At 67.6% G+C, this 21,147-nt stretch carries 16 protein-coding genes; 4 read left to right on the top strand and 12 right to left on the bottom strand.

The window, feature by feature from the left end; all coding sequences use genetic code 11:
- The first annotated feature begins 46 nt into the window (after window positions 1–46).
- Genes DFW101_RS15270 through DFW101_RS15260 form a run of 3 tightly spaced genes read left to right on the top strand, consistent with a single transcriptional unit; the run spans window position 47 to window position 2,753 of the window.
- The gene (locus DFW101_RS15270; RefSeq protein ID WP_009182425.1) at window positions 47–1,786 is read left to right on the top strand and encodes a sensor histidine kinase; all 1,740 of its coding nucleotides are present in this window, start codon (window positions 47–49) and stop codon (window positions 1,784–1,786) included.
- Window positions 1,764–2,126, top strand: coding sequence for a response regulator (locus DFW101_RS15265; protein ID WP_009182424.1), 363 nt, complete (start codon window positions 1,764–1,766; stop codon window positions 2,124–2,126). The genes DFW101_RS15270 and DFW101_RS15265 overlap by 23 nt, the downstream gene beginning before the upstream one ends.
- A 9-nt stretch (window positions 2,127–2,135) precedes the next feature.
- The gene (locus DFW101_RS15260; RefSeq protein ID WP_009182423.1) at window positions 2,136–2,753 is read left to right on the top strand and encodes a sensor histidine kinase; all 618 of its coding nucleotides are present in this window, start codon (window positions 2,136–2,138) and stop codon (window positions 2,751–2,753) included.
- A gap of 364 nt (window positions 2,754–3,117) precedes the next feature.
- Here DFW101_RS15260 and DFW101_RS15255 read toward each other — a convergent pair whose 3' ends face one another.
- Complete coding sequence (locus DFW101_RS15255; RefSeq protein WP_009182422.1) at window positions 3,118–5,862, bottom strand: PAS domain S-box protein; 2,745 nt, start codon at window positions 5,860–5,862, stop codon at window positions 3,118–3,120.
- A 260-nt stretch (window positions 5,863–6,122) separates the two neighbouring features.
- Here DFW101_RS15255 and DFW101_RS15250 point away from each other — a divergent pair, with 260 nt between their 5' ends.
- A complete protein-coding gene (locus tag DFW101_RS15250) occupies window positions 6,123–7,061 on the top strand; it encodes an MBL fold metallo-hydrolase (protein ID WP_009182421.1) in 939 nt (312 codons plus the stop codon).
- A 41-nt stretch (window positions 7,062–7,102) separates the two neighbouring features.
- Here the strand turns inward: DFW101_RS15250 and DFW101_RS15245 are convergent, their stop codons facing one another.
- From DFW101_RS15245 to DFW101_RS15195, 11 genes are all read right to left on the bottom strand, one after another.
- Window positions 7,103–8,110 carry a zinc-binding alcohol dehydrogenase family protein gene (locus tag DFW101_RS15245; protein WP_009182420.1) on the bottom strand — a complete coding sequence of 336 codons (1,008 nt, stop codon included), beginning with the start codon at window positions 8,108–8,110 and terminating at the stop codon, window positions 7,103–7,105.
- 123 nt (window positions 8,111–8,233) lie between these two features.
- The gene (locus DFW101_RS15240) at window positions 8,234–9,868 is read right to left on the bottom strand and encodes a phosphate signaling complex PhoU family protein (protein WP_009182419.1); all 1,635 of its coding nucleotides are present in this window, start codon (window positions 9,866–9,868) and stop codon (window positions 8,234–8,236) included.
- Window positions 9,869–9,984: 116 nt separating this feature from the next.
- A complete protein-coding gene (locus tag DFW101_RS15235) occupies window positions 9,985–10,269 on the bottom strand; it encodes an amphi-Trp domain-containing protein (protein WP_009182418.1) in 285 nt (94 codons plus the stop codon).
- A 171-nt stretch (window positions 10,270–10,440) separates the two neighbouring features.
- Window positions 10,441–11,634 (bottom strand): hypothetical protein, encoded by a 1,194-nt coding sequence (locus DFW101_RS15230; protein WP_009182417.1) that lies wholly within the window; start codon window positions 11,632–11,634, stop codon window positions 10,441–10,443.
- Entirely contained in the window at window positions 11,627–12,256 is a 630-nt protein-coding gene (locus tag DFW101_RS15225; RefSeq protein ID WP_009182416.1) for a GAK system XXXCH domain-containing protein, read from the bottom strand. Before DFW101_RS15225 ends, DFW101_RS15230 begins: the two co-directional genes overlap by 8 nt.
- A 163-nt stretch (window positions 12,257–12,419) precedes the next feature.
- On the bottom strand, window positions 12,420–15,635 hold the full coding sequence (locus DFW101_RS15220; RefSeq protein WP_009182415.1) for an ATP-binding protein: 3,216 nt from the start codon (window positions 15,633–15,635) through the stop codon (window positions 12,420–12,422).
- A 397-nt stretch (window positions 15,636–16,032) separates the two neighbouring features.
- Complete coding sequence (locus tag DFW101_RS15215) at window positions 16,033–17,238, bottom strand: PhoH family protein (protein ID WP_009182414.1); 1,206 nt, start codon at window positions 17,236–17,238, stop codon at window positions 16,033–16,035.
- 258 nt (window positions 17,239–17,496) lie between these two features.
- A complete protein-coding gene (locus DFW101_RS15210) occupies window positions 17,497–17,826 on the bottom strand; it encodes an HdeA/HdeB family chaperone (protein WP_009182413.1) in 330 nt (109 codons plus the stop codon).
- Window positions 17,827–18,163: 337 nt separating this feature from the next.
- Complete coding sequence (gene pstA, locus DFW101_RS15205) at window positions 18,164–19,042, bottom strand: phosphate ABC transporter permease PstA (RefSeq protein WP_009182412.1); 879 nt, start codon at window positions 19,040–19,042, stop codon at window positions 18,164–18,166.
- Window positions 19,043–19,059: 17 nt separating this feature from the next.
- On the bottom strand, window positions 19,060–19,953 hold the full coding sequence (gene pstC, locus DFW101_RS15200) for a phosphate ABC transporter permease subunit PstC (RefSeq protein ID WP_009182411.1): 894 nt from the start codon (window positions 19,951–19,953) through the stop codon (window positions 19,060–19,062).
- A 72-nt stretch (window positions 19,954–20,025) separates the two neighbouring features.
- Entirely contained in the window at window positions 20,026–20,829 is an 804-nt protein-coding gene (locus tag DFW101_RS15195) for a phosphate ABC transporter substrate-binding protein (RefSeq protein WP_009182410.1), read from the bottom strand.
- Between the last annotated feature and the right edge of the window lie 318 nt (window positions 20,830–21,147).

Genomic DNA, 21,147 nt, shown 5'->3' with positions numbered 1-21,147 from the left:
TTTGGCGGGCCGCGGACCGGGCCGGCCGGCAAACAAGGAAGGGGCCATGGATTTTCTCCGTCGCCTGCGCCCGGAGTTCTGGGACGGGACCGCCGAGGGCGGACCATACCGGAGCCTTTTCAACTACCGCCGCCTGTGGCGGCTGTCGGTGGCCTTGCTCGCCGCCGTGTCCCTGACCCCGCTTTGCATCATGACGGCCATCGACTTCGGGGTCACCAAGCGGGCCGTCACCCAGGAAAACCTCCAGCGCACCGCCATCACCACGTCCAACACCCGGCGCACCCTGTCCTATTTCCTGGACGAGCGCCTGGCCGCCCTGACCTTCGCCGCCCGCGAGGAGGCCGATACCGCCCTGGCCAACCCCGGGCGCCTGGCCACGCTCTTAAAAGACCTCAAGGCCGCCTTCGGCGGCTTCATGGACCTCGGCGTCATCGACGAATCCGGCCGCCAGATCGCCTACGTCGGACCCTACGACCTGCTCGGCATCGACTATTCCTCCCAGGAGTGGTTCAAAAAGACCCTGGAATCCGGCTTTTTCATCAGCGACGTCTTCCTCGGCTTCCGAAACGTCCCCCACATGGTCATCTCGGTTAGGGCCGAGCGGCCGGACGGCGGCTTCTTCGTCCTGCGCGCCACCGTGGACACCCAGCGCATCAACGACATCCTGGCCAGCATCGACCTGTCCGGCAGCGGCGACGCCTTCCTGGTCAACCACGACGGCATCCTGCAAACCGTGTCCCGTTCCCACGGCTCGGTGTTTGAACGCCTGTCCCTGCCCGTGCCGGCCCCCTCCGGGCGCACCGAGGTCTTCGCGACGACCGAGGCCGAGGGCGGGCTCATCATCGGCTACGCCTACATCGAGCGCACGCCGCTTATCCTCATGGTGGTCAAGCGCCAGGCCGAACTCATGAAGCCCTGGTACGCCATGCGCCTGGATCTGGTCGGCTTTCTCGGCGCCAGCATGCTGGCCATCCTGGTGGTCATCCTCGGGGTCGCCACCTACATGGTGGAAAAGATCTTCCACGCCGACCAGACCCGGGCCAAGACCATGCACCAGATGGAGCACACCAACCGCATGGCCTCCATCGGCCGGCTGGCCGCCGGCGTGGCCCACGAGATCAACAACCCGCTGGCCATCATCAACGAAAAAGCCGGGCTCATGCAGGACCTCATCCGCTACGGCAAGGAGCCGCCCACGCCCGAACGCCTGTCCGGACTGGTGGACTCGATCCTGGGGTCGGTCGAGCGGGCCGGCACCATCACCAAGCGCCTGCTCTCCTTCGCCCGGCACCTCGAAGTCCACATCGAGGCCGTGTCCTTGCAAAAAGTGGCCGAGGAAGTCCTGAGCTTTCTGACCAAGGAAGCCGAGTACCGCCGCATCCAGGTGGACGTGGAGGCAGACCCGGCCGTGCCGGCCATCGAGTCCGACCGGGGCAAGCTCCAGCAGATCCTCTTAAACCTCGTCAACAACGCCTTCCAGGCCATGGACGACGGCGGCCACCTGGTCCTTCGCGTCTTCGCGCCGGAACCCGGGACCGTGGCCGTCAGCGTGGCCGACAACGGCTGCGGCATCCCGGCCGCCGACGTCAAACGGATCTTTGAACCGTTTTTCTCGACCAAAAAGAAAAAAGGGGGCACCGGGCTCGGCCTGTCCATCACCTACGGGCTGGTGCAGGAACTCGGCGGCACCCTTGCCGTCGAAAGCGTGCTCGGCCACGGCTCCACCTTCACCGTGACCTTCCCCCTGGCCAAAGGAGAGGCTCGTGCGCCTATTGCTTGTGGATGACGAATCGGAACTGGTCTCGGCCCTGGCCGAACGCCTGACCCTGCGCGGCATCGAGGCGGATTTCGCCACCGACGGCGACGCCGCTTCCGAGCTGGTCCGGGCCAACCCCTACGACCTGGCTGTCCTCGACATGAAGATGCCGGGCCTCTCGGGCCTGGATCTCAAAAAAAAGCTCCAGCGCCTGCGACCCGGCATGCGCTTCATCTTCATGACCGGCCACGGGTCGGAAGAGGACTTCCGGGCCGGTTCGTCGGAAGCGGCCGGCTATCTGGTCAAGCCCGTGCGCCTGGACGACCTGCTCGCCGCCGTCAACCAGGCCCTGGCCGCCGGCCAGGGCTGAGGAGTCCGTATGCCGGAAAACGATGACCTGTTTTTTTTCGGCCGGGTCAGCGCCTCTGTTTCCCATGAACTCAAAAACATCCTGGCCGTCATCAACGAACAGGCCGGGCTCCTGGACGACCTGTCGAGGCTCGCCGGCCGGGGCATGCCCCTCGATCCCGAGCGCCTGGCCCTGGCCGCCTCCTGCCTGCTCAAGCAGGTGCGGCGCGGGGACGCCATCCTGACCCACCTGAACCGCTTCGCCCACACCGCCGACGCGCCCCGCCGCGAGGTCTCCCTGGCCGAGACCGCCGCCCTGGCCGTGGCCCTGGGCGAACGGCAGGCCAGCATGCGCCAGGTGGCGCTTTCGGCCACGCCCGGCCCGGACGCCCGGGTGTCGACCGACCCCTTCGTTCTTTGCCGGCTGCTCGCCCTGTGCCTGGAATGGGCCATGGCCGCGCCGGACACCGGCAAGACGGTCGCGGTCTGCGTGGAGGCCGGAGGAGACGGGGCGGGGCCGGCCCTGGTCGTCACCGGCCTGGCCCCGGACGCCGCGCCGGTGGACGACGGCCCGGGCCAGGCCCTGGCCGCCCGCATCGGGGCCCGCCTGGTCCGCCAGCCCGGCCGCGTGGCCATCGTCTGGCCTTAAGAAAGAGGACGAGGAAGAGGAAGAGAAGATGCCTCCGGCGGCCGGGAGGGGGTCACCCCCTCCCGGACCCACCCGAACGGGGTGGACGAATGGAAGGCACGGCGCAGGCGGCAAGGCGTCATTCCCGGCACCTCTAAACTCGCCCGGTTCCTCCGGGCGACGGGCCTGTGTGGCCGGAATTGGCCGTCCGACACTGGCTGCAAAGCCAGCCAGCACGGCCGGCCAATTCCGGCCACACGTCACATACCCGACCACCACCACCCCGCCACCCGCTTCCCCCCATCCCCGCTCCCCCGTCCGGGGAGTCCGGGGGGGATGATCCCCCCCGGCCGCCGGAGGCATCTTCCTTCTCCTCCCCTCCCCGCTACGCCCCGGGCAGCGAGACGGTGACGGTGGTGCCGGAGGCGGGGGTGGATTCCAGGCTGATCCGGCCGCCCTGGCTTTCGGCCATGAGGCGGGCGGAATAGGTGCCGAGCCCGCTGCCGCCGGCCTTGCCGCTGGTGGCGTATTTCTCGAAGAAGACCGGCAGGATGTCGGCCGGGACAGGCGACGGGTTGTGGATGGCGAGGACGGTGCGGCCGGCCTCGGCAAAGACGCGGATGGCGACCGTGGCGCCGGCCGCTTCGGCCTCGATGGCGTTTTTGAGCAGGTTGGCGGCGATGTTCTGGCACAGCACGGCGCTGCCCATGGCGAAGACCGGGCCGTCACCGGCCGACAGGGCCAGGGCCACGCCTTTGGGCGACGCGGTCTTGGCCAGCATGGCCCCCACGCCGGCCACGATCCGGGCCAGATCGATGCGCTGGACCTGGGGCACGTAGGTCCCGGTTTCCATCTTGTAAAGGTCAAGCGACAGCTCGATCTGGCGGAGCATGACCTCGCCGGCCCGTTCGATCTCGCCGAGCATTTCGCGCTGTTCGTCCGTGACCGGTCCGACGGCGGCGACGAGTTCCGGCAGGTTGACGATGCTGTTGAGCGGGGCCTTCAAGTCGTGGCGCATGATCCGCTCCACGTCCTCGCGGACCGCCTCCAGTTCCCGGCGGGCCGAGATGTCGTCGAAGATCCAGAGGGAGCCCGAGGCCGGGCTGTCGGGCTCGATGCGCGTGCCGTGGATGGAGCACCAGAAGACATGGCCGGCCTTGCTGCGCAACCGCTCCTCGAAATGGACGCTTTCGCCGGCCTCGATCCGGGCCAGGGTCTCCTGGCGAAAGGCCCGCAGCCGGGTGCTGCCGCCGTGGATGTCCTCCAGGGCCCGGCCGGCCATTTCCATGGAAGCCAGGCCGAAGAGTTCGGAAAAGCGGCGGTTGACCCGCACCACCCGCCTGTCCGGGCCGAGGTGGACGATGCCCACCGAAGAGGCGTCGAAGAGGGCCTCGAACTCGGCCATGAGCCGGCGCAGGCGGTCCTTGCGCTCCTTCTGCGCCGTGATGTCCTCTTTGACGGCCACGAAATGGGTGATGCGGCCGGCCTCGTCGCGCACGGGCGAGATGGAGGAATCCTCCCAGTAGATGCCGCCCTCCTTGGTCCGGTTGCAAAACTCCCCCCGCCAGACCCGGCCGGACCGGAGCGTCTCCCATAGGGCCGCGTAGAAGGCCGGAGGGTGGACCCCGCTTTTGAGCAATCTCGGGTTTTGCCCCCGGGCCTCCTCCGGGGTGTAGCCGGTCAGGACCGTGAAGTGCGGATTGACGTATTCGATGGTTCCGTCCGCGTCGGTGATGACGATGGAGGCCGGCGACTGCTCGACCGCCGCCCACAGGAGGCGCAGGGAGGCGTCGGCCCGCTTGCGCGCGGTGATGTCCGTGCAAAACCCTTCCAGCCGGACGATGCCGCCGGAGGCGTCGCACACGGCCCGGATGTTGAGCGACACCCAGATGGCGTCGCCGGTGCGCGTGCGGCGCCGGGTCTCGTAGTCGGACAGCTGGCCGCAGTCGGCCAGGCGCGCCAGCAGGGCCGTGCGTTCGCCGGGATCGCAATAGATCTGGTCCTGGATGTCGGTCACGCCCGCCAGAAGCTCCTGGGGCGTGTCGAAGCCGTACATCCGGGCCAGGCAGTGGTTGACCGTGCGGTAACGGCCCTCGGGGCCGGAGGTGAAGATGCCGACCGGGGCGTATTCGTAGAGGTTCCGGAGGGATTCGTTGGCGGCCGAAAGCTCCCGGGTGCGCGCCTCCACGGTCCGTTCCAGGTCGCCCTTGGCCGCGTCCAGGGCGGCGGTGGCCAGGCGGATGCCCCGGGCCAGCCGGGCCGGCCAGGTGAGAAAGACGGAAAAGGCCAGCCCCAGGACCAGCCAGGTGGCTCCGGCCGGGCCGAGCAGGGACCAGGGCACGGCCAGGGGGGCCCAGCCGCCGGCCGGGATGGCCGCCAGCCGCCAGGAGCCACCCGGCACGGCCATATCGGCCACGACCGGGGTGTCGCCGAAAATCGCCGGATCGCCGTAGGCCAGCGCGCCTCCCGGCCCCGCGTCGTCGCCGGCGCGGATGGCCAGCCGGATGGCGCCGATCTGCCCGGGCTCGACGTCCCGGAAAAAGGCGTCCGAATCGAGGATGACCGTGGCCAGGCCCCACAAACGCGGCGCATCCGGTCCGCCTGGCCCGGCCGGCAGCCTGACCGGCATGCGGGCGATGAGCCCCTGCCCGCCCTGGAGGAGCGGGACCGGGCCAAGGAGGGTCATCCGGCCGGATTCGAGGGTCTCGGCCAGGGCGGCCGCCTGCGGCGGCGGCAAGGCCTTTGGCAGGGACAGGCCGAGGATGCCGGGGTTGCCGGCCTCGGGAAAGACATGGCTGACGGTGAGGTCGCGGGCGAGCTGCACGGAACGGATGTCCGGCTCGCCTGCGACGAGCCGGGCGGCGAAGACCGTGAATTCCCGGTCCCCGGCATCCGGCCGGGAGGCGGCAAAGGCGGCCAGGGCGTGGAGGCAGGCGAGCCTTGCGGCCAGGGCCGCTTCCAGGGCCAGGCGGACCTCGCCGAGATGCGCCTGGACCGTGGCCCGCCGCCCTTCCAGGAAACGGGCGTTTTCGACCCGGAACACGAGCCACCCCGCCGGCACGACGAGCAGGCCCGCCGCCGCGAAGCCGAGGAGGAGAATCCCGGCCTTTGAAAAGAGGCCCTTGGCCATGGGCGGCATCCTTGGAATCACGTGCCGCAGGCACGGGGCAAAGCCCCCGGCTCCTGGGTCGTCGGGCCGTGGCGTCCCCCAAGACCGGGCATCCCTGCGACTTCCACCGTACTATCCGGCCACGGGAGGCGAGGCAAGGGGCATGGCCCGGACACACCGCCCACGTCGGGCCCTGCCTTGACTTCGGCGTTGCCCCCTGCCACGATCATGGCAATTTTCCCTCCGCCGCCGTGGCCATCCCCTCCAACCAAGGCCCTCCCATGCATACCCAGCCCGTAGCGCCCGTGGAACGCGTCTCCGTCACCACCCTGATCGACAACTCCCTGGACCATTTCCTCCTCGAAAGCACGGCTGTCCTGAAACGGCCGCTTCTGTCCTGGAGCAAGAGCCCGGTGGCCGAACACGGCCTGTCGCTTCTCATCGAGTTCGAAAGAGGCGGCGAGGCCCATACCGTCCTTTTGGACACGGGCCTGAGCGATCTGGCCCTTTCGCACAACATGGACGTCCTGGGCCTGGATCCGGACCGCATCGAGGCCGTCATCCTCAGCCACGGCCACATGGACCATATCGGCGGGCTGCCCGGCTTTCTGGCCAGGACCAGCCGGGGGTGCGACCTCATCTCGCACCCCGGGGCCTATTGCCGGCGGCGGCTCAACATCCCGGGCCAGGGGCCGCAACCGGAGCTGCCGGCCCTTAACGCGGCCGCCCTGGCCGAGGCCGGGGCCACCATCCGCACGGCCCCGGACCCGACCCTGTGGTTTTCGGACATGCTGCTGACGCTTGGCGAGATCGAACGGACGACGGCGTTCGAGCGGGGCTTTCCCTGGGCGGAAATCCACGAGGGCGGCCAATGGCTGGCCGATCCCTTCTGCGACGACCAGGCCCTGGTCTTTGACGTGGCGGGCAAGGGACTGGTGGTCATAAGCGGCTGCGCCCACGCCGGCATCATCAACAGCGTCCGCTACGCCCAGAAAGTGACGGGCACCCGGGCGATCCTGGCCGTCATGGGCGGCTTCCACCTGACGGGGCCCCTTTTCGAGCCCATCGTCGACCAGACCGTCGCGGCCATGCGCGAACTTGCCCCGGCCCATCTCATCCCCATGCACTGCACCGGCTGGAAGTCCACCCACGCCTTTGCCGCGGCCATGCCCGGACAGTTCATGCAAAGCAGCGTGGGCACGCGCTACGACTTCACCTGAGCGGGCAGGCGCGGCCGCGACCAGGCGGCCGCGCCCCCACGCTAAAAGACGATGACCTGCTTGCCGACCATCCGGCCCGAGAGCTGGTCCTGGTGGGCCCTGGCGAAGACGGCCGGATCGAGGCCCGAGTGCGCGGCGGCCAGGGTCGGCCGGACCGTGCCGGCGTCGAGGAGCCCGGCCAGCCGGGCCAGGATGCGGCCCTGCTCGGCCATGTCCGGGGTCTTCCACATGGAACGGGCGAACATGAATTCCCAATGGATGCTCGCGCACTTGGATTTAAAGACCGTGATGTCGAGGGGCCCCGACGGGTCGTCGATGCAGCAGACCGCGCCCTGGGGCCGCAGGCAGGCGGCCATGGCCGCCCAGTGGGTCTCCAGGTGGGTGGTGCAGAAAACGGCCGACACGTCGGCAAGGCCGGCGGCCTGGAGCTGGGCCGGCAGGTCTTTCCTGTGGTCGAGGACGATCTCAGCCCCGAGCCCCCGGCACCAGTCGGCGGACTCGGGTCGCGAGGCCGTGGCCACGACCCGAAGGCCGGCCCATTTGGCCAGCTGGATGGCCATGGAGCCGACCCCGCCCGCCCCGCCGATGACGAGGATGTCGCGCCCGGCGTTGGCCCCGGCGTCGGCGGTGAAACCGAGCCGGTCAAAGAGGGCCTCCCAGGCCGTGATGCCGGTCAGGGGCAGGGCGGCCACGGCCGGGGTATCGAGGCTCGCCGGGGCCTTGGCCGCGATGCGGGCGTCGACCAGATGGAACTCGGCGTCGCAGCCGGGCCGGGTCACGTCGCCGGCGTAATAGACCCGGTCGCCGGGGGCGAAGCCGGACACGGCGGCGCCTGCGGCCGCAACCGTGCCACAGGCGTCGTAGCCGAGGATTTTTTCCTCGCCGGCGGCCATCCTGGCGTGGACCTTGGCGTCCACCGGGTTGACGGAAACGGCCGCGACCCTGACCAGGAGATCGTCCGGCCCGGGCGCGGGAATCGGGACCTCGGCCAGGACGAACGCGCCCGGCCGGCCGGGCGGCACGCCGCCCTTGGCCATGACTGCCTGCATGGGAACCTCCTTGCCTCCGGTATGCCGGAGGCCTGCCGTATCCTATGGCCCGAATAAGGCCCGGCGGCAAGAAGCGACTGCCGGTGCCCGAGGCACCAAAAGGAGACCGGCGGCGGGGAGTGGCTAATACAGGAGGACCGCGTCCGGAAAGGCCAGGTCCTCCCAGGGCCGCCCGGCATGGGCCGTGGCCCGTTCCAGCAGGTAGACGCCGCGCAGGAACAGTTCCTGGGCAAAGTCCCGGTGCATCTCGAACCGGGCCGAGGTGGCGAGGGCCCGGGCCACGCCGAAGGTGAGCCGGGCCTCGAACTGGGCATCATTCTGCTCGGCGGCAAAGGACCGGGCGAATTCCAAAAACCGGGCCATGGCCAGTTCGATGCGGCCGCGAAGGCGCGCTTCAAAGACCGGCAGCCGGAAGTTGGAAGCCAGGAACACGGCCGTGTCCTGGACGTAGTCGCCCTCGGCCGAGCGGTTGAGGTCGATGTAGTGGATGCGCTGGGCCGTGTGGTCGTAGACGACGTTGTTGAGGTTGAAATCGCCGTGCAGGAACACGGAAAAGGGCGCGGCCAATCCGGCTTCGGCATCCGTGGCCGAGGCCAAAAGCTCGGGCACCGAGGCGATGGCCACCTCGCCGAGCCGCTTGGGCCCCCGGGCGAACCCGGGATAGAGCCGGAAGACGTCCTCCAGGCGGGAACGCATCTGGCCCATGAAGTCCGCCGGCACCGGCCGGCGCGAGAGCGTCTGCTCCCAGATGCCGCCCACGGTCTGGGTGACCAGGAAGCAGGCGTTTTCCACGATCTCCCGGTCGGCCGTCAGGACCACTTCCTGGAGATTGCAGCCGCCGAGATATTCCAGCAGCATGGAAGCCGAGTCGCCGTCGGTCTGGAAGGCCTGGATGGCCGGCGGGAGCCCCGGGGACAGGCGCTGCCACCGCTCGATGTTCTCCTTTTCCTTGGCCAGCTTGGCGGCCGTCCCTTCCTTGAAGAGCACGCCCTTGGACCGGGGCCCGTGCTCCTCGAGCCGGCCGATGCGGCAGCCCGACCGGGTGCCCCAGATGGAGCTGAACTCCCCGGCGGCAAGCGGGGCCCCGTCCTCGCCCTGACCAAGCGAATCCTGCAGGGCCTGGTACTGGTGGATTTTCAGCTTCTCGCCGAGGGCCGCGAAAATGACGGCCTCGCCGATGTTGAGCAGGGCGTCGCCCATCCGCTCCAGATAGCGGAAGATGTTGAAGCAGGAGATGGCGTTTTCCGGGGACTCGCCGCGCCGCAGATCGGCCAGGATGGCGTCGAAGGCGGCCTTGAACCGGTCGTCCAGGGAGAATTCCGCCCGGCAGATGCGCAGGGCCAGGCGCACGTCCTGGCGGGTCAAGGCCGGAAAGACCAGCCCCAGGGCCTTGTCCACGTCCACGAACGGGTCGCGGTAGTCGTAGCGGCGGATGAAGGCCGGGTCGGTCAGGTACTGGACCTGGGAGACGATGTTAACCGCGTAGTCCGCGATCCGCTCCAGGTTGATGTTGATGATGTTGGCGGCCCGCACCAGGTCAAGGGTGCGCTTGTTGGTGTCGCGGGAGTCGTGGATGCGGCCCCAGCAGGCGTTCTCGATGACGCTTTTCAGGTTGTCGATGTAGTCGTCGCGGCTCTCGATGCGCTTTATGCGGTCCGGGTCCGGCCGTTCGACCGCCAAAAGGGCGCTGGCCACCTGCTTGGACACCTCAAGGACCATGAACCGGAAATTTTCCTCGATCCCTTCCAATATGCGCATGGCGCCTCCCCGGCCCGTGTCGCGCCTCCGGACCCCGTGCCGGGAAGTCCCGAGGCCATGTGCTTACGCCCTGGCCGCCGCCTTGACCGGGCGGCCCGTCGCCCGAGGAGACGGCCTCAGGAGGAGGACTCGCCGGCGTCGATGACGAGGCCCGCGTCGCCCTCCTCGGCCGCGCCGTCCTCGCGCCAGGAAAATTTCAAGTGGAGCTTCATGCGCCCGCCCATGGACTTGGCCTCAATGAGAAACCCGAGCATGCCCTTGGGGTGGAGCGTCACCTCGCCCTCGCGGCTGGCGAACCGGAGTTCGCCGGCGGCAAAGCCGGCGGTGACCGTCTCCAGGTAGCGCCTGAGCGTCTCGGCGTCCTGGACGGACTCGTATTTGAACCGGGATTCCTTTTCCACGCGTCTCTCCCTTGTCGTCACAGCGGCGGGGCCGGCCCTCGAAAGAACCTGCAGCTTCTTGCCTGAAATTTCAAAGGGTTTCCAAAGGGCCAAGCCCTTTGGCCGCCGGAGGCTTCCCCTTTTCCCCTGCCGCCACCGCCGCTGGTCGTCCGACCCTGCCGTCGCGCGTGCCTATCCCAGCCGGGACCGGTATTCGGCGATGATCTTGCGCCGGCTGACCCCGTTTATGATCAGGCTCTTTCTGATGGCGAAGTCGTGCCAGGCCGGCTGGAGCCCGATTTCCCGGGCCGCCTTTTCCGGGTCCTGCTCGGCCGGGTCCCGGGTCTTTTCGCTCATGTGGCAGTCGTCGCCCATGAAGATGAGGATGGGGCGCTCGCCGTGCCAGCCCATGCGGTTGCGGCGGTTGACCACGTTGATCAAAAATTCCGTGTACTGCTGGGACTGGGGGTTCCAGACCTCGATGCCGTCCACGTCGTAATCGGCCAGAAGAATCGGCCAGAACTGCTCCGGGTGGGGGATGACGATGCCGGCCCCCAGGGACCGGGCCTCCTCGATCACCTCGGTCGCCCGGTAGAAGTAGGAGAGCGAAAAGGCCTCCTTGACCAGCTCCTTGACGGCCCTGGCGTAGACCTGCGCCTTGTTGACCAGCCGGTCGCCAAAGCGGGGGCGCAGGGTGTCGAGGAAGTTGCGCACGAGCTTGTTCTTGTAGGTGTCCTCGGGGAGGGTCGCCTCGTGGGCCAGGATGAGCGCTTTGAGCTTGGCGGCCTGGATGCGCACGAAGGCGACCAGCTCCTCTTCGGCGTTGCTGCGGCCGGCCGCCAGCTGGCGCCTTTCCTCCCCGGCCGGCTCGGCCAGGGCGTCCAGGTACTCGAAAAGCTGGGAGGCCCGGTAGCGGTGGGTGTGGCGCAGCATGGAGGCCAGGACCTCGGCCCGGTCCCGATCGAGGCCCTTGAAGTGGAGCAGGAGCTGCACCTTGCGGTTGAACCCGCTCGAATAGCAGTCCACCTCCACGCCCTGGTAGCCGTCGTACTCCAGGAGCATGTTGTGCTGGGTGGGGATGATGAGCTCGTCGATCCGGTTGGGATAGAGCTTGGCGATGCGTTCCTTTAAAAGCTCCATGGGCACGTGTTCGGGGTGCCAGTGGGCGGCCAGGACGTATTCCTGGCGCGGATAGGTGCGGACCGGATTGGCGATGCGCGCCGCCTGCTGCGGGGTCAGGGTGACGTCGTTTATGCGGGCGAAGGCCGCCTCGTCCTCCTCGGTGACGGCCGGGTCCACCCGGGAGAGGTCGATCTCCACGCAGCGGGCCTCCTCCGGTCCGGCCGGACCGGCGAGGCCGGCCGGGGCATGGCTGGAATCAGGCATGGCGGCTGTGACACTCCTTTTTCATGCGGTCAAGGGCCGCGACCGAGGCCGTCATGGCCGCGATGTCGCCGGCGGCCGCGGCTTCCTCCAGCCGGTCCACCTCGGCGTCGTAGGCCGGATAGAAGGCGTCGCCCTTGCCGGGGAAAGACGTCATGAGCCGGCTGTCGGCAATAAACGCGGCCACCACGTCCCGGTCCGGGGCCTGCCCGGCCCGCAGCGACACGACCAGGGCCTTGAAAAAATGCTTCATCCGCTTTTTGAGGCCCTTGTATCGGGGCCGGCCCTCGGGCTCCACGGCTCCGCCCCCCCCGGCATCGGCGGCAACGGCTTCGGGCGCGGCGGCCAGGGCCGCCTCCCGGGCCGCGTCCTCCCTGTCCACGCCGGCCGGGGTCGGCAGGGCGTCGAGACCCACGGCCGGGTACTTGAGCCGGACCTTCAGCATGGACGAGGCGCCGAGGTGTTTGATGCCGATTTTAAGGCTCATGAAATCGTCAAGCGGCACGACTTCGCCGCCGATGACGAGATTGCCGGCCGCGGCCTGGGCGGTCAGCCCGGCCAGGGTGGCCAGGGCCTCGACCCGGGGCAGCACCAACTCGAACTTCCGTTTGCGTGATCCGGACATGGTGGCGTTCTCCTTGCGTGCGGACCCGGATTGCAAGCGCAGGCCCACGCGTGTTTCGCGCCTATTGTAGACTAGATGATTTACGGTTTGATGGCAAAGGGGCGGGCGGGCTTTTCCCGGAGAAAAGCGCCGGGCCGGCCGCCCCCCTCCAGGCGGGAAAGGCTCAGCCGGCGGCCGGGTCCCCGGCCGGCAGGGCGGCCTGGGCGCGCCGGAGGGCCTTGGCCAGGTTCGCGGCCTCCACCGGCTTGGCGATGTAGTCGGTCATGCCGGCGGCCAGGAACTTTTCCCGGTCCCGGCTCATGGCGTAGGCGGTCATGGCCACGATGGGAAGGTCGGCCAGCCCTGCGGCCCGGATGCGCCGGGTGGCCTCGAGCCCGTCCATGACCGGCATCTGGACGTCCATGAACACGCAGTCGAACGCCTCCCGGCCGGCCGCGGCCACGGCTTCCACGCCGTTGCCGGCCAGGACCACTTCGCAGCCCTGCTTTTCCAGGAGCCGGCTGGCGGCCAGCCGGTTGACCGCGTCGTCCTCGACCAGGAGCACCCGGCAGCCGGACTTGCGGGAAAGGGCCATGGCCGGGGCCGCAGCCGGCAGGACGGCCGCCTCCGGCAGCCCGAGGGGCAGCATGAGATAGACGGTGGTCCCCTGGCCCGGTTCGCTCTCGATGGTCAGGGTGCCGCCCATGAGTTCGGTCAGCTGGCGGCTTATGGTCAGGCCCAGGCCCGCGCCCTGCTGGTCGCGGGTGTAGGAACTGTCGGCCTGGGTGAAGGGCTCGCCCACGGTGTCGATCTTGTCGTCCGGGATGCCGACGCCGGTGTCGGCCACGGTGAAAAGAAGCCGCGCCTGCCCGGGATCGGGCGAGGCCAGGGACGAAACCTCCACCGCCACCGACCCGGCCTCGGTGAACTTCATGGCGTTGCCCGTGAGGTTGAAGAGGATCTGGCGCACGCGCATCTCGTCGCCGACGAGGACGCCCGGCACGTCCGGGGCGGCCCGGCAGGCGAGCGGCAGGCCCTTTTCCCGGACCAGGGGGGCGAAGGTCTCGGTGATGGCGGCGAACACGTCGGCCAGGCGGAAGGGGGCCAGGGACAGGGCCATGCGCTCGGCCTCGATGCGCGACAGGTCGAGGATGTCGCCCAGGAGCCGGGTCAGCCGGCCGCCGGAACGGATGGCCATGTCCGCGTATTCGAGCTGTTCCTCGTCGAGCACGGTGGTTTTCAGAAGCTGCATCATGCCCAGGAGCCCGTTTAAGGGCGTGCGGATCTCGTGGCTCATGTTGGCCAGAAAGGCGCTCTTGGCCAGATTGGCCGCCTCGGCCCGCCGGGCCAGGTGCGTGGCCTGCCGGGCCGCCCGCTCCAGGTCGTCCTTGGACAGGCGCAACTGTTCCTCGATGGCCTTTCGCCGGTCGATGTCCTCGACCACGGAGATGAAATAGTCCGGCGCTCCGGCCGCGTCCCGGACCAGGGCCACGGTCAGGTTGATCCAGACGACGGTGCCGTCCTTGCGGATGTAGCGCTTTTCCCTGTTGTAGGTGTTGGTCACGCCGCCGAGCACCTGCTGCACCAGGGCCATATCCGACTCGAGGTCCTCCGGATGGGTGATTTTCTGGAAGGTCATGCCGACCATTTCCTCGGCCGCATAGCCGACGATGTCGCACAGCTTCCGGTTGACCCGCAGCCACCGGCCCTGCGGGGAGACCAGGGCGATGCCCACGGCCGCGAGTTCGAACGTGGCCTGGAACCGGCGCTCGCTGATCCACATGTTCCGGGCATGCCGCCCCTTGTCCGCCAGGAGCCGGCCGACCCGGGCCAGGAGTTCCCGGGCGTCGAAGGGCTTGACCAGATAGTCCTGGACCCGTTCGGCGATGAGCGTCCGGGCCAACTCGTCGTCGGCCTTGGCCGTCAGCATGACCACGGGCACGTCGTCCATGGCCGCGTTGCGGCGCAGTTCGCGGACCATGTCCTGGCCGCTGACCTCCGGCATCATCACGTCCGAGACGATCAGGTCCGGATGGAGGACCAGGGCCGCCTCCAGCCCCTCCCGGCCGTTGGACGCCATGGCCGTGCGGTAGCGGCCGCCGAGGATGCCGCCGAGATAGTCGCGCATGTCCGGGTTGTCCTCGACCACGAGGACCAGGGGCGCGTCGGCCGGCGGGCCGTCGGCCCGGGCCGGCCGACGGAGGCCGGGAACCGGTTCCGGCGGGACCGGCGCTTCGGCGGCCGCGTCCATCTCTTCCGGGGCGTCGTGGACCACGACCCCGTCCGGGGCCTTTCGCGGCAGGGTCACGGTAAAGGAGGCCCCGCCGCCCGGCGAGGCGTCAAGGAGGATGTCCCCGCCGTGGAGCACGGCGAATTCCCGGGCAATGGCCAGGCCGAGTCCGGTGCCGCCGTGGCGCCGGTCCGCGCCGCCGTCGAGCTGGCGGAAGCGCTCGAAGACCGCCTGGCGCAGGGCCGGCGGCACGCCCGGGCCGTTGTCGGCCACGGTCATGGCCACCCAGTCGCCGTCCTCTTCCAGGCGGACGTCCACGGCGCCGCCGTCCGGGGTGAACTTGAAGGCGTTGGACAGGAGGTTTTGCAGGATGCGCCGGACCTTTTCCACGTCCACGGCGGCACTGAGCCTTTCCGGGGCCGCGATGGTGAACCGGATCCGCTTTTCCCGGGCCAGGGACTCGAAGCACGAGCCCATGAACCGGGCCAGGCGGGCCACGTCGGCCCGGGCGTAGCGGGTTTCCATGCGGCCTGCGTCGAGCTTGGCCACGTCGAGCAGATCGCTCACATGGCGGTGGAGCAAGAGCGCGTTTCGCTCCATGACCCGGAGGTCGGCCCGGGCCGCGTCGTCGGCGCAGGCTTCGAGCCGCCGGGCCAGGGGGCCGAGGATCAGCGTCAGGGGGGTGCGCAGTTCGTGGCTGACGTTGGCGAAAAACCGGGTTTTGAGGGCGTCGAGCTCGCGGGTCTTTTCGTAGAGCCGGGTGATCTCCTCGTTGGCCGCGCGCAGGCCGGCGTTGGCGTCGCGGGAGGCGGCCAAGGCCGCCTCGGCCACCTGCCGGGCCCGGGCCAGCCGGCTGTGGGTCAGGCTGAAAAGCGTGCCCATGCCGCAAAAGATCAGGACGGAGATGAGGCTGACCGGATTGCCGAAAAGAAAGGAGAACCGCGGCTCCATGAAAAAGGAGGCGAGCATGGCCGAAAGCACGGTGGCGGCCAGCCCGCCGGCCATGCCGCCGACCTGGGAACTGAAAAACACGGCCGGGAAAAAAAGAAACCAGATATAGGGCCTGATCGCCCCCCAGAAAAGCCATTGCAGACCAAACGCCAGGAACGGGAAAACAACCGCCAGCACCAGGCCCTTGGAAACAAGGTCGCGGGGGAACGTTTTTTCCACAACATAGCCATCGTTTTCAATATCCTACCCCGCCATCCCACGCCAGAAGGCCGGGCGGGTCCCCACCGGAGGCCATTCCCTGGACACTTCACCGCTCTCTTTACTCCAGCCTAACCCCAAACGGGGAGGCGCAGCAAGCATCTTGCCTGTTCCGAATGCCCGTCCCCGCCCGCAGCCGGCCAAACCGGCCGGTCGGGAGGGGAATTCCGCCGCGAGCCGTATTTCCTTGCCCGTCCGGCCGGCCGCCGTCCCGGAAACAAAAAGGGCGGCGCCTCGCGGCCCCGCCCCTGCCTTCGCCTTTGCGCCCGGTCTGGCGTGGCGTTGGCCAAGATATTAAAATACTTATTTTAATATCTTGGCCTCCAAATTCGTGTGCGCGGATTTCGAGAACGCGCCCTTAGAGCTTGGAGCGCAGGACCATGTCCGTGATGGGGCCGCGCGACCGCTCGCCCTTGAGCACGATGTGGGCGTAGTTGGCAAATCCCTTGAACTTCCGCACGATCCAGTTGAGGCCGTTGTTGGCTTCGTTGAGATAGGGGTTGTCCACCTGGGAGGTGTCGCCAAGGACCACGCACTTGACCCCTTCGCCCATGCGGGTCAGCACGGCCCGGACTTCGGTGCGCGACAGGTTCTGGGCCTCGTCGATGACCACGAAGGCGTTCTCGATGTTCATGCCGCGCACGAAGGCCAGCGGCAGGATCTCGAACTTCTTGGGGTTTATGCGCAACATCTCGTCGTTGGGGTTCAGGAAGACCTTGTTGGCCGCCCGCGACCGGTGGAGCTTGACGAGGAGGTCAAAGACGTACTTCATGTACGGTTCCATCTTCTCGGACACGTCGCCCGGCAGGTAGCCCATCTTGGCCCCGATCTCGATGGTGGGTTTCAAGACCACGATCTTGTCGTACTGCTTTTTCTCCTGCACCGCGAACAGGGCGGCGGCCAGGGCCAGGAAGGTCTTGCCGTAGCCGGCCTCGCTCTGGATGGAGACCAGGTCGACGTGCGGGGCCATGATGAGTTCGAGGGCCAGGTTCTGGTACACGGTCCGAGGCCGGACGTTCCAGACATCGCAGGTGTAGTTGATGACCTTCTCGCCGTCCGGGGCGTGGAGCACGGGCTTGCCGTCGCGCCAGGTGAAGCAGTTGGGCACGATCTCGCCGTCGTCCTCGGCAAACCCGGTGTAGCGCTGGGATTCCGATTCGAACGGCCGGGAGTCCCGCAGTTCCTCGCTTTTGATGCCGCGCAGCCCGGCCCGCAGCTGCAGGATCCGGTCGTTGGTCACGAGGATGGGGTCGTCGATGGTGGAGGCTTCGATCTCGTCCAGGATGCGGTTGTCGATGCTGTCGGTCAGCTCGGAGCGGCTTTTGGCGTTCTGGATGAAGTGGATGTGGTCGCGGTTCTCGGTCAGGGTCTGGATGACGTTGGCCACGATATGGCGCAGCTTGGTCGTTTTTTTGAGTCCGTCGAGCTCCATGAGCACATGGCCCGGGATGTGGATGGCGTTTTCCACGCCGTTTCGAAGCTTCAGCACGCTTTGCGGGTTTTCGATCAGCACGTTGGTGTCGAGCACATAGTTCTTGCGGCCCTGGCTCTCTCCCTCGGTCATGCCTGCCTCCCTGGATTCCTTCCGCGCCGGCGGCGGTCCGTCCGGCGTCAACGAAAAGGGGCGGCCGGACGCCCATTGCGTCCGACCGCCCCGTTGGCCCGTTGGTGTGCCCTGCGGCGTCCGTCCCGCTCCCGGCGGACACGGCGGCCGAGGCCCGTGTCGCGTCCATGAGCAAGCACAGGCCCTCTCATGGACAACCGTATAAATTTATTAATTTTTCCGTGAAAAATACCGGCCTCTTCTTCAAGGGCCGCCCCCCTAGTTGATGCCGACCCGCTTGGCCACGTCGAGCACCTTGCTGCCCGGCTTCTTGGCGCAGGCCGCCATCAAGGCCTCGGAAAACTTGCCCAGGGGCGCCCATTTGAGCGTGGTGTCGCCGGAGACGCCGCTCAAGTATCCGTCCAGCCACAAGAGGATCATGCCGGCGGATTCGGCATCGGCTTCGGAGATTTCCTGGATGAATTCCTGGCAGGTGACGGCGCCGAAATCGATATCTTCGGCTTGCTGGTTTTTCTTGGCCAGGGCCGGGGCGGCGGTGGCCAGGACAAGGACAAGGCACGAAACCAGACAGCGGGACACGCGTTTCATGAGGGCTCCTTTGGCGGTTGGCGCGCGGTCCGCAGGCCAAACCACAAAGGCCGGCGGCGTGAGGCAAGGCCGTCGCGATTCGGCTAGAAGCTATGGAATTTTCGCAAGTTCCGCCAGACATATCCGCGCCGGCGTCCCAGCCGGCCGGCCGGGACGCCGGCCGCGGCCTTGGGGCCAAGCAGGCATGCCCCGCCCCGGTCCAACACGGCCTGGTTTTCCCGCGCCCCGGCCCGGCACCGTGCCTTGGAAGGCCACACATATCTATTCTTGATACAACATGCCGCAAAAACTGGTTTTTACCTTAAAAAGCACTGCCGTCTTTTTTAACGGCATGGACCTAGCGCTTTTTTTGCAGCTTGGCCCGGTAGAGGATGGCTCCGAGGTTCATGCCGAGGACCAGGACGATGAGCACCAGGGCCGTGCCGTACTGGAGGGGCCGGGTCTTGTCGATGTCCGTGCCGGCCGTGGCCAGGACGTAGATGTGGTACGGCAGGGCCATGACCGAGTCGGTCAGGTTGGTCGGGAGGTAGGGCGTGAAAAAGACGGCCGCCGTGAACATGATGGCCGCGGTCTCGCCGGCCACCCGGGACAGGCCGAGGATGGCCCCGGTCAGCATGCCCGGCATGGCCGCCGGCAGGACCACCAGCCGGATGGTCTGCCACTTGGTGGCCCCAAGGCCGAGCGAGGCCTCGCGGTAGGTCTGGGGCACGGCTTTGAGCGCCTCTTCGGCCGTGCCGATGATGACCGGCAGGACCAGGATCGAAAGGGTCAGGATGCCGGAGAGGAGGCTGACGCCCAGGCCAAAGAAGGTGACGAAAAACGCCAGGCCGAAAAGGCCGAAGACCACCGACGGCACGCCGGCCAGATTGTTGATGCCAAGGCGGATGAGCCGCAGGGTCCGGCCCGGGGTGGCGTATTCGTTTAAGTAGACGGCCGAGGCCACGCCGAGGGGAAAGGCCACGGCCATGGTGCCGAGGCTCAAGTAGATGGTGCCGAGGATGCAGGGCAGGATGCCGCCGGCGGTCATGGAGTCGCGCGGCATCTCGGTCAGAAAGCTCCAGGAGATGGCGGGCAGGCCTTTTATGAGCAGAAAGCCGCAGATAAGGAGCAGGGCTGCCATGTTGACGAGCGACGACAGGCCGAAGACGCCCCACATGATCTTCTGGGTGCGGTGGCGGCGGGCCAGGCTTTGGCGGGCGACGGCGGTGGCGTTCATGGGGAGTTCCTTGGCGGCTACAGCGTGGCCGCGCCGACCTGCTTGTGCTTTTCGGACACGTGGCTGGCCACGAGGTTGAAGACCAGGGTGAAAAGAAACAGCACGATGCCGATGGCGAAGAGGGCCCGGTAGTGGTCGCCGCGGAAGGACGCCTCGGCCATCTCCGCCGCGATGCTCGACGGCATGGGCCGGACCGCGGAAAAAATCGAGGTCGGGATGATGGCCGCGCCGCCGGCCACCATGAGGACGACCATGGTCTCGCCGATGGCCCGGGACATGCCGAGCATGACGGCCGTGGAGATGCCGGACAAGGACGCCGGCAGCACCACCTTGGTGATGGTCTCGAAGTGCGTGGCCCCCAGGGCCAGGGAGGCTTCCTTGAGCTCCCGGGGCACGGCGTAGATGGCGTCCTCGGACACGGAGCAGATGGTCGGCACGGACATGAAGGCCAGCATGATGGAGGCGTTGAAAAGGTTGAGGCCTGTTGCCAGGTCGAAGGTCTCCTGGAGAAACGGCGCCACCACCACCATGCCGAAAAAGCCGATGACCACCGACGGCAGGGCGGCCAGCAGCTCGACGATGGGCTTGAAAATGTCGCGGGTCTTGCGGCTGGCGATCTCGGCCAGGTAGATGGCGGTCATGACGCCAAGCGGGATGGCGATGGCCGAGGAGACCAGCGTGACCGACAGCGAGGCCACGATCAGGGGGAAAATGCCGAATTCCGGCGGATCGGAGGTGGGATACCACAGGTTGCCGAACAGGAAGTCCAGGACCGAGACGTCCTTGAAGATCGGCAGCCCCTCCGCAAAGAGGTAGATCATGATCAGCGCCAGGGCCACGATGGACGACAGGGCGGTCAGGAAAAAGGCGTTTTGGATCAGGCGGTCCTTGGTCTTGCGCGAAAGGGCCATGGGCGTCTCCAAGCGGCGCGTCCCGACGCCGCGCGGGCGGGCCGGGACGCGTTGCGGGCGTTTTCGGGCAGGCTAGTTGAGGGGAACGAAACCGGCTTCCTTGACCAGCTTCTGGCCTTCGGCGCCGAGCAGGAAGTCGACCAGGCCCTTGGCCGCGCCGGAGGGGGCGCCGTTGGTGTAGAGGTACAGGTCGCGGGAGACGGGGTACTTCTTGGACTTGGCGTTTTCCGCAGTGGCTTCGATGCCGTCGACCTTGAGGCCCTTGGTGGAGGCGTCGAGGTAGCCGATGCCCACGTAGCCGATGGCGTTCTTGTTCTTGCTGACGGCCTGGACCACCGCGCCGCTCGAGGCCTGCATCAGCGCGCCCGGGAAGACGCGTTCCTTTTTCATGACCAGACCTTCCCAGGTCTCGTAGGTGCCCGACGAGGTGTCGCGGGAAATGACGACCACCGGACCCTCGCCGCCAAGATCCTTCCAGCTGGTGATCTTGCCCGTGTAGAGGTCCTTGAGCTGGGCGGTGGTGATCTCGGCCAGCTTGTTGCCCGGATTGACGACGGGCACGATGGCGTCGATGGCGCAGACGATCTGGTTGGGGTTGACGTTTTTGGTCTTGGCCAGGTCGATTTCCTTCTGCTCCATGGCGCGCGAGGCCATGGCGATGTCGGTGGCGCCGTCGATGAGCGACTTGATGCCGTTGCCCGAGCCGCCGCCGGACACGGAAATCTTCACATCCGGGTGGGCCTTCATATAGGCCTCGACCACTTTCTGCATGATGGGCAGCACGGTGGTGGAACCGTCGACCTTGATGGTGGTGTCGGCAAAGGCGGTGGAAGCGATCATGAGACACGCGGCTACGATGCCAATCAGTTTTTTCACGGAAACCCTCCTCAATGGTTGTCGCGCCATGATTGGCGCGAAATGTCCCTGGTCACGGGCGGAAGGTAGGTTTGGCCCGTTACGGTTCGGTGACGGGGCCACGGAAAACGCGTGACGCCTCGGCCTGCGGCGTTCCCGCCGCTGCGCAGGCTCCTTGGGCCGGCACAATGTCACAATGCCCCTTTGCCCGGAAATGGCAAGCGGCGCAAAGCCGACCGGCCACGGAACGGGAGCGCCGCCTTGACCCGGGGCATCGGCCGGACTATCGTTGTATGGAAGCGGCGAAGGGGAAGGCTCGCCCCCCTGATTCCCGCCGCC

Source organism: Solidesulfovibrio carbinoliphilus subsp. oakridgensis, assembly GCF_000177215.2.
Lineage (GTDB): Bacteria > Desulfobacterota > Desulfovibrionia > Desulfovibrionales > Desulfovibrionaceae > Solidesulfovibrio > Solidesulfovibrio carbinoliphilus.
Note: the sequence above shows the minus strand (reverse complement) of the source record. Positions and strands in the feature narration are given on the sequence as shown.

Coding starts and splice junctions, on each gene's coding strand:
- DFW101_RS15260 (WP_009182423.1), top strand. CDS start 2,136: ATGCCGGAAAACGATGACCTGTTTTTTTTCGGCCGGGTCAGCGCCTCT.
- DFW101_RS15255 (WP_009182422.1), bottom strand. CDS start 5,862: ATGGCCAAGGGCCTCTTTTCAAAGGCCGGGATTCTCCTCCTCGGCTTC.
- pstC (WP_009182411.1), bottom strand. CDS start 19,953: ATGGCCCTTTCGCGCAAGACCAAGGACCGCCTGATCCAAAACGCCTTT.
- DFW101_RS15270 (WP_009182425.1), top strand. CDS start 47: ATGGATTTTCTCCGTCGCCTGCGCCCGGAGTTCTGGGACGGGACCGCC.
- DFW101_RS15215 (WP_009182414.1), bottom strand. CDS start 17,238: ATGACCGAGGGAGAGAGCCAGGGCCGCAAGAACTATGTGCTCGACACC.
- pstA (WP_009182412.1), bottom strand. CDS start 19,042: ATGAACGCCACCGCCGTCGCCCGCCAAAGCCTGGCCCGCCGCCACCGC.
- DFW101_RS15225 (WP_009182416.1), bottom strand. CDS start 12,256: ATGTCCGGATCACGCAAACGGAAGTTCGAGTTGGTGCTGCCCCGGGTC.
- DFW101_RS15245 (WP_009182420.1), bottom strand. CDS start 8,110: ATGCAGGCAGTCATGGCCAAGGGCGGCGTGCCGCCCGGCCGGCCGGGC.
- DFW101_RS15210 (WP_009182413.1), bottom strand. CDS start 17,826: ATGAAACGCGTGTCCCGCTGTCTGGTTTCGTGCCTTGTCCTTGTCCTG.
- DFW101_RS15250 (WP_009182421.1), top strand. CDS start 6,123: ATGCATACCCAGCCCGTAGCGCCCGTGGAACGCGTCTCCGTCACCACC.
- DFW101_RS15230 (WP_009182417.1), bottom strand. CDS start 11,634: ATGCCTGATTCCAGCCATGCCCCGGCCGGCCTCGCCGGTCCGGCCGGA.
- DFW101_RS15240 (WP_009182419.1), bottom strand. CDS start 9,868: ATGCGCATATTGGAAGGGATCGAGGAAAATTTCCGGTTCATGGTCCTT.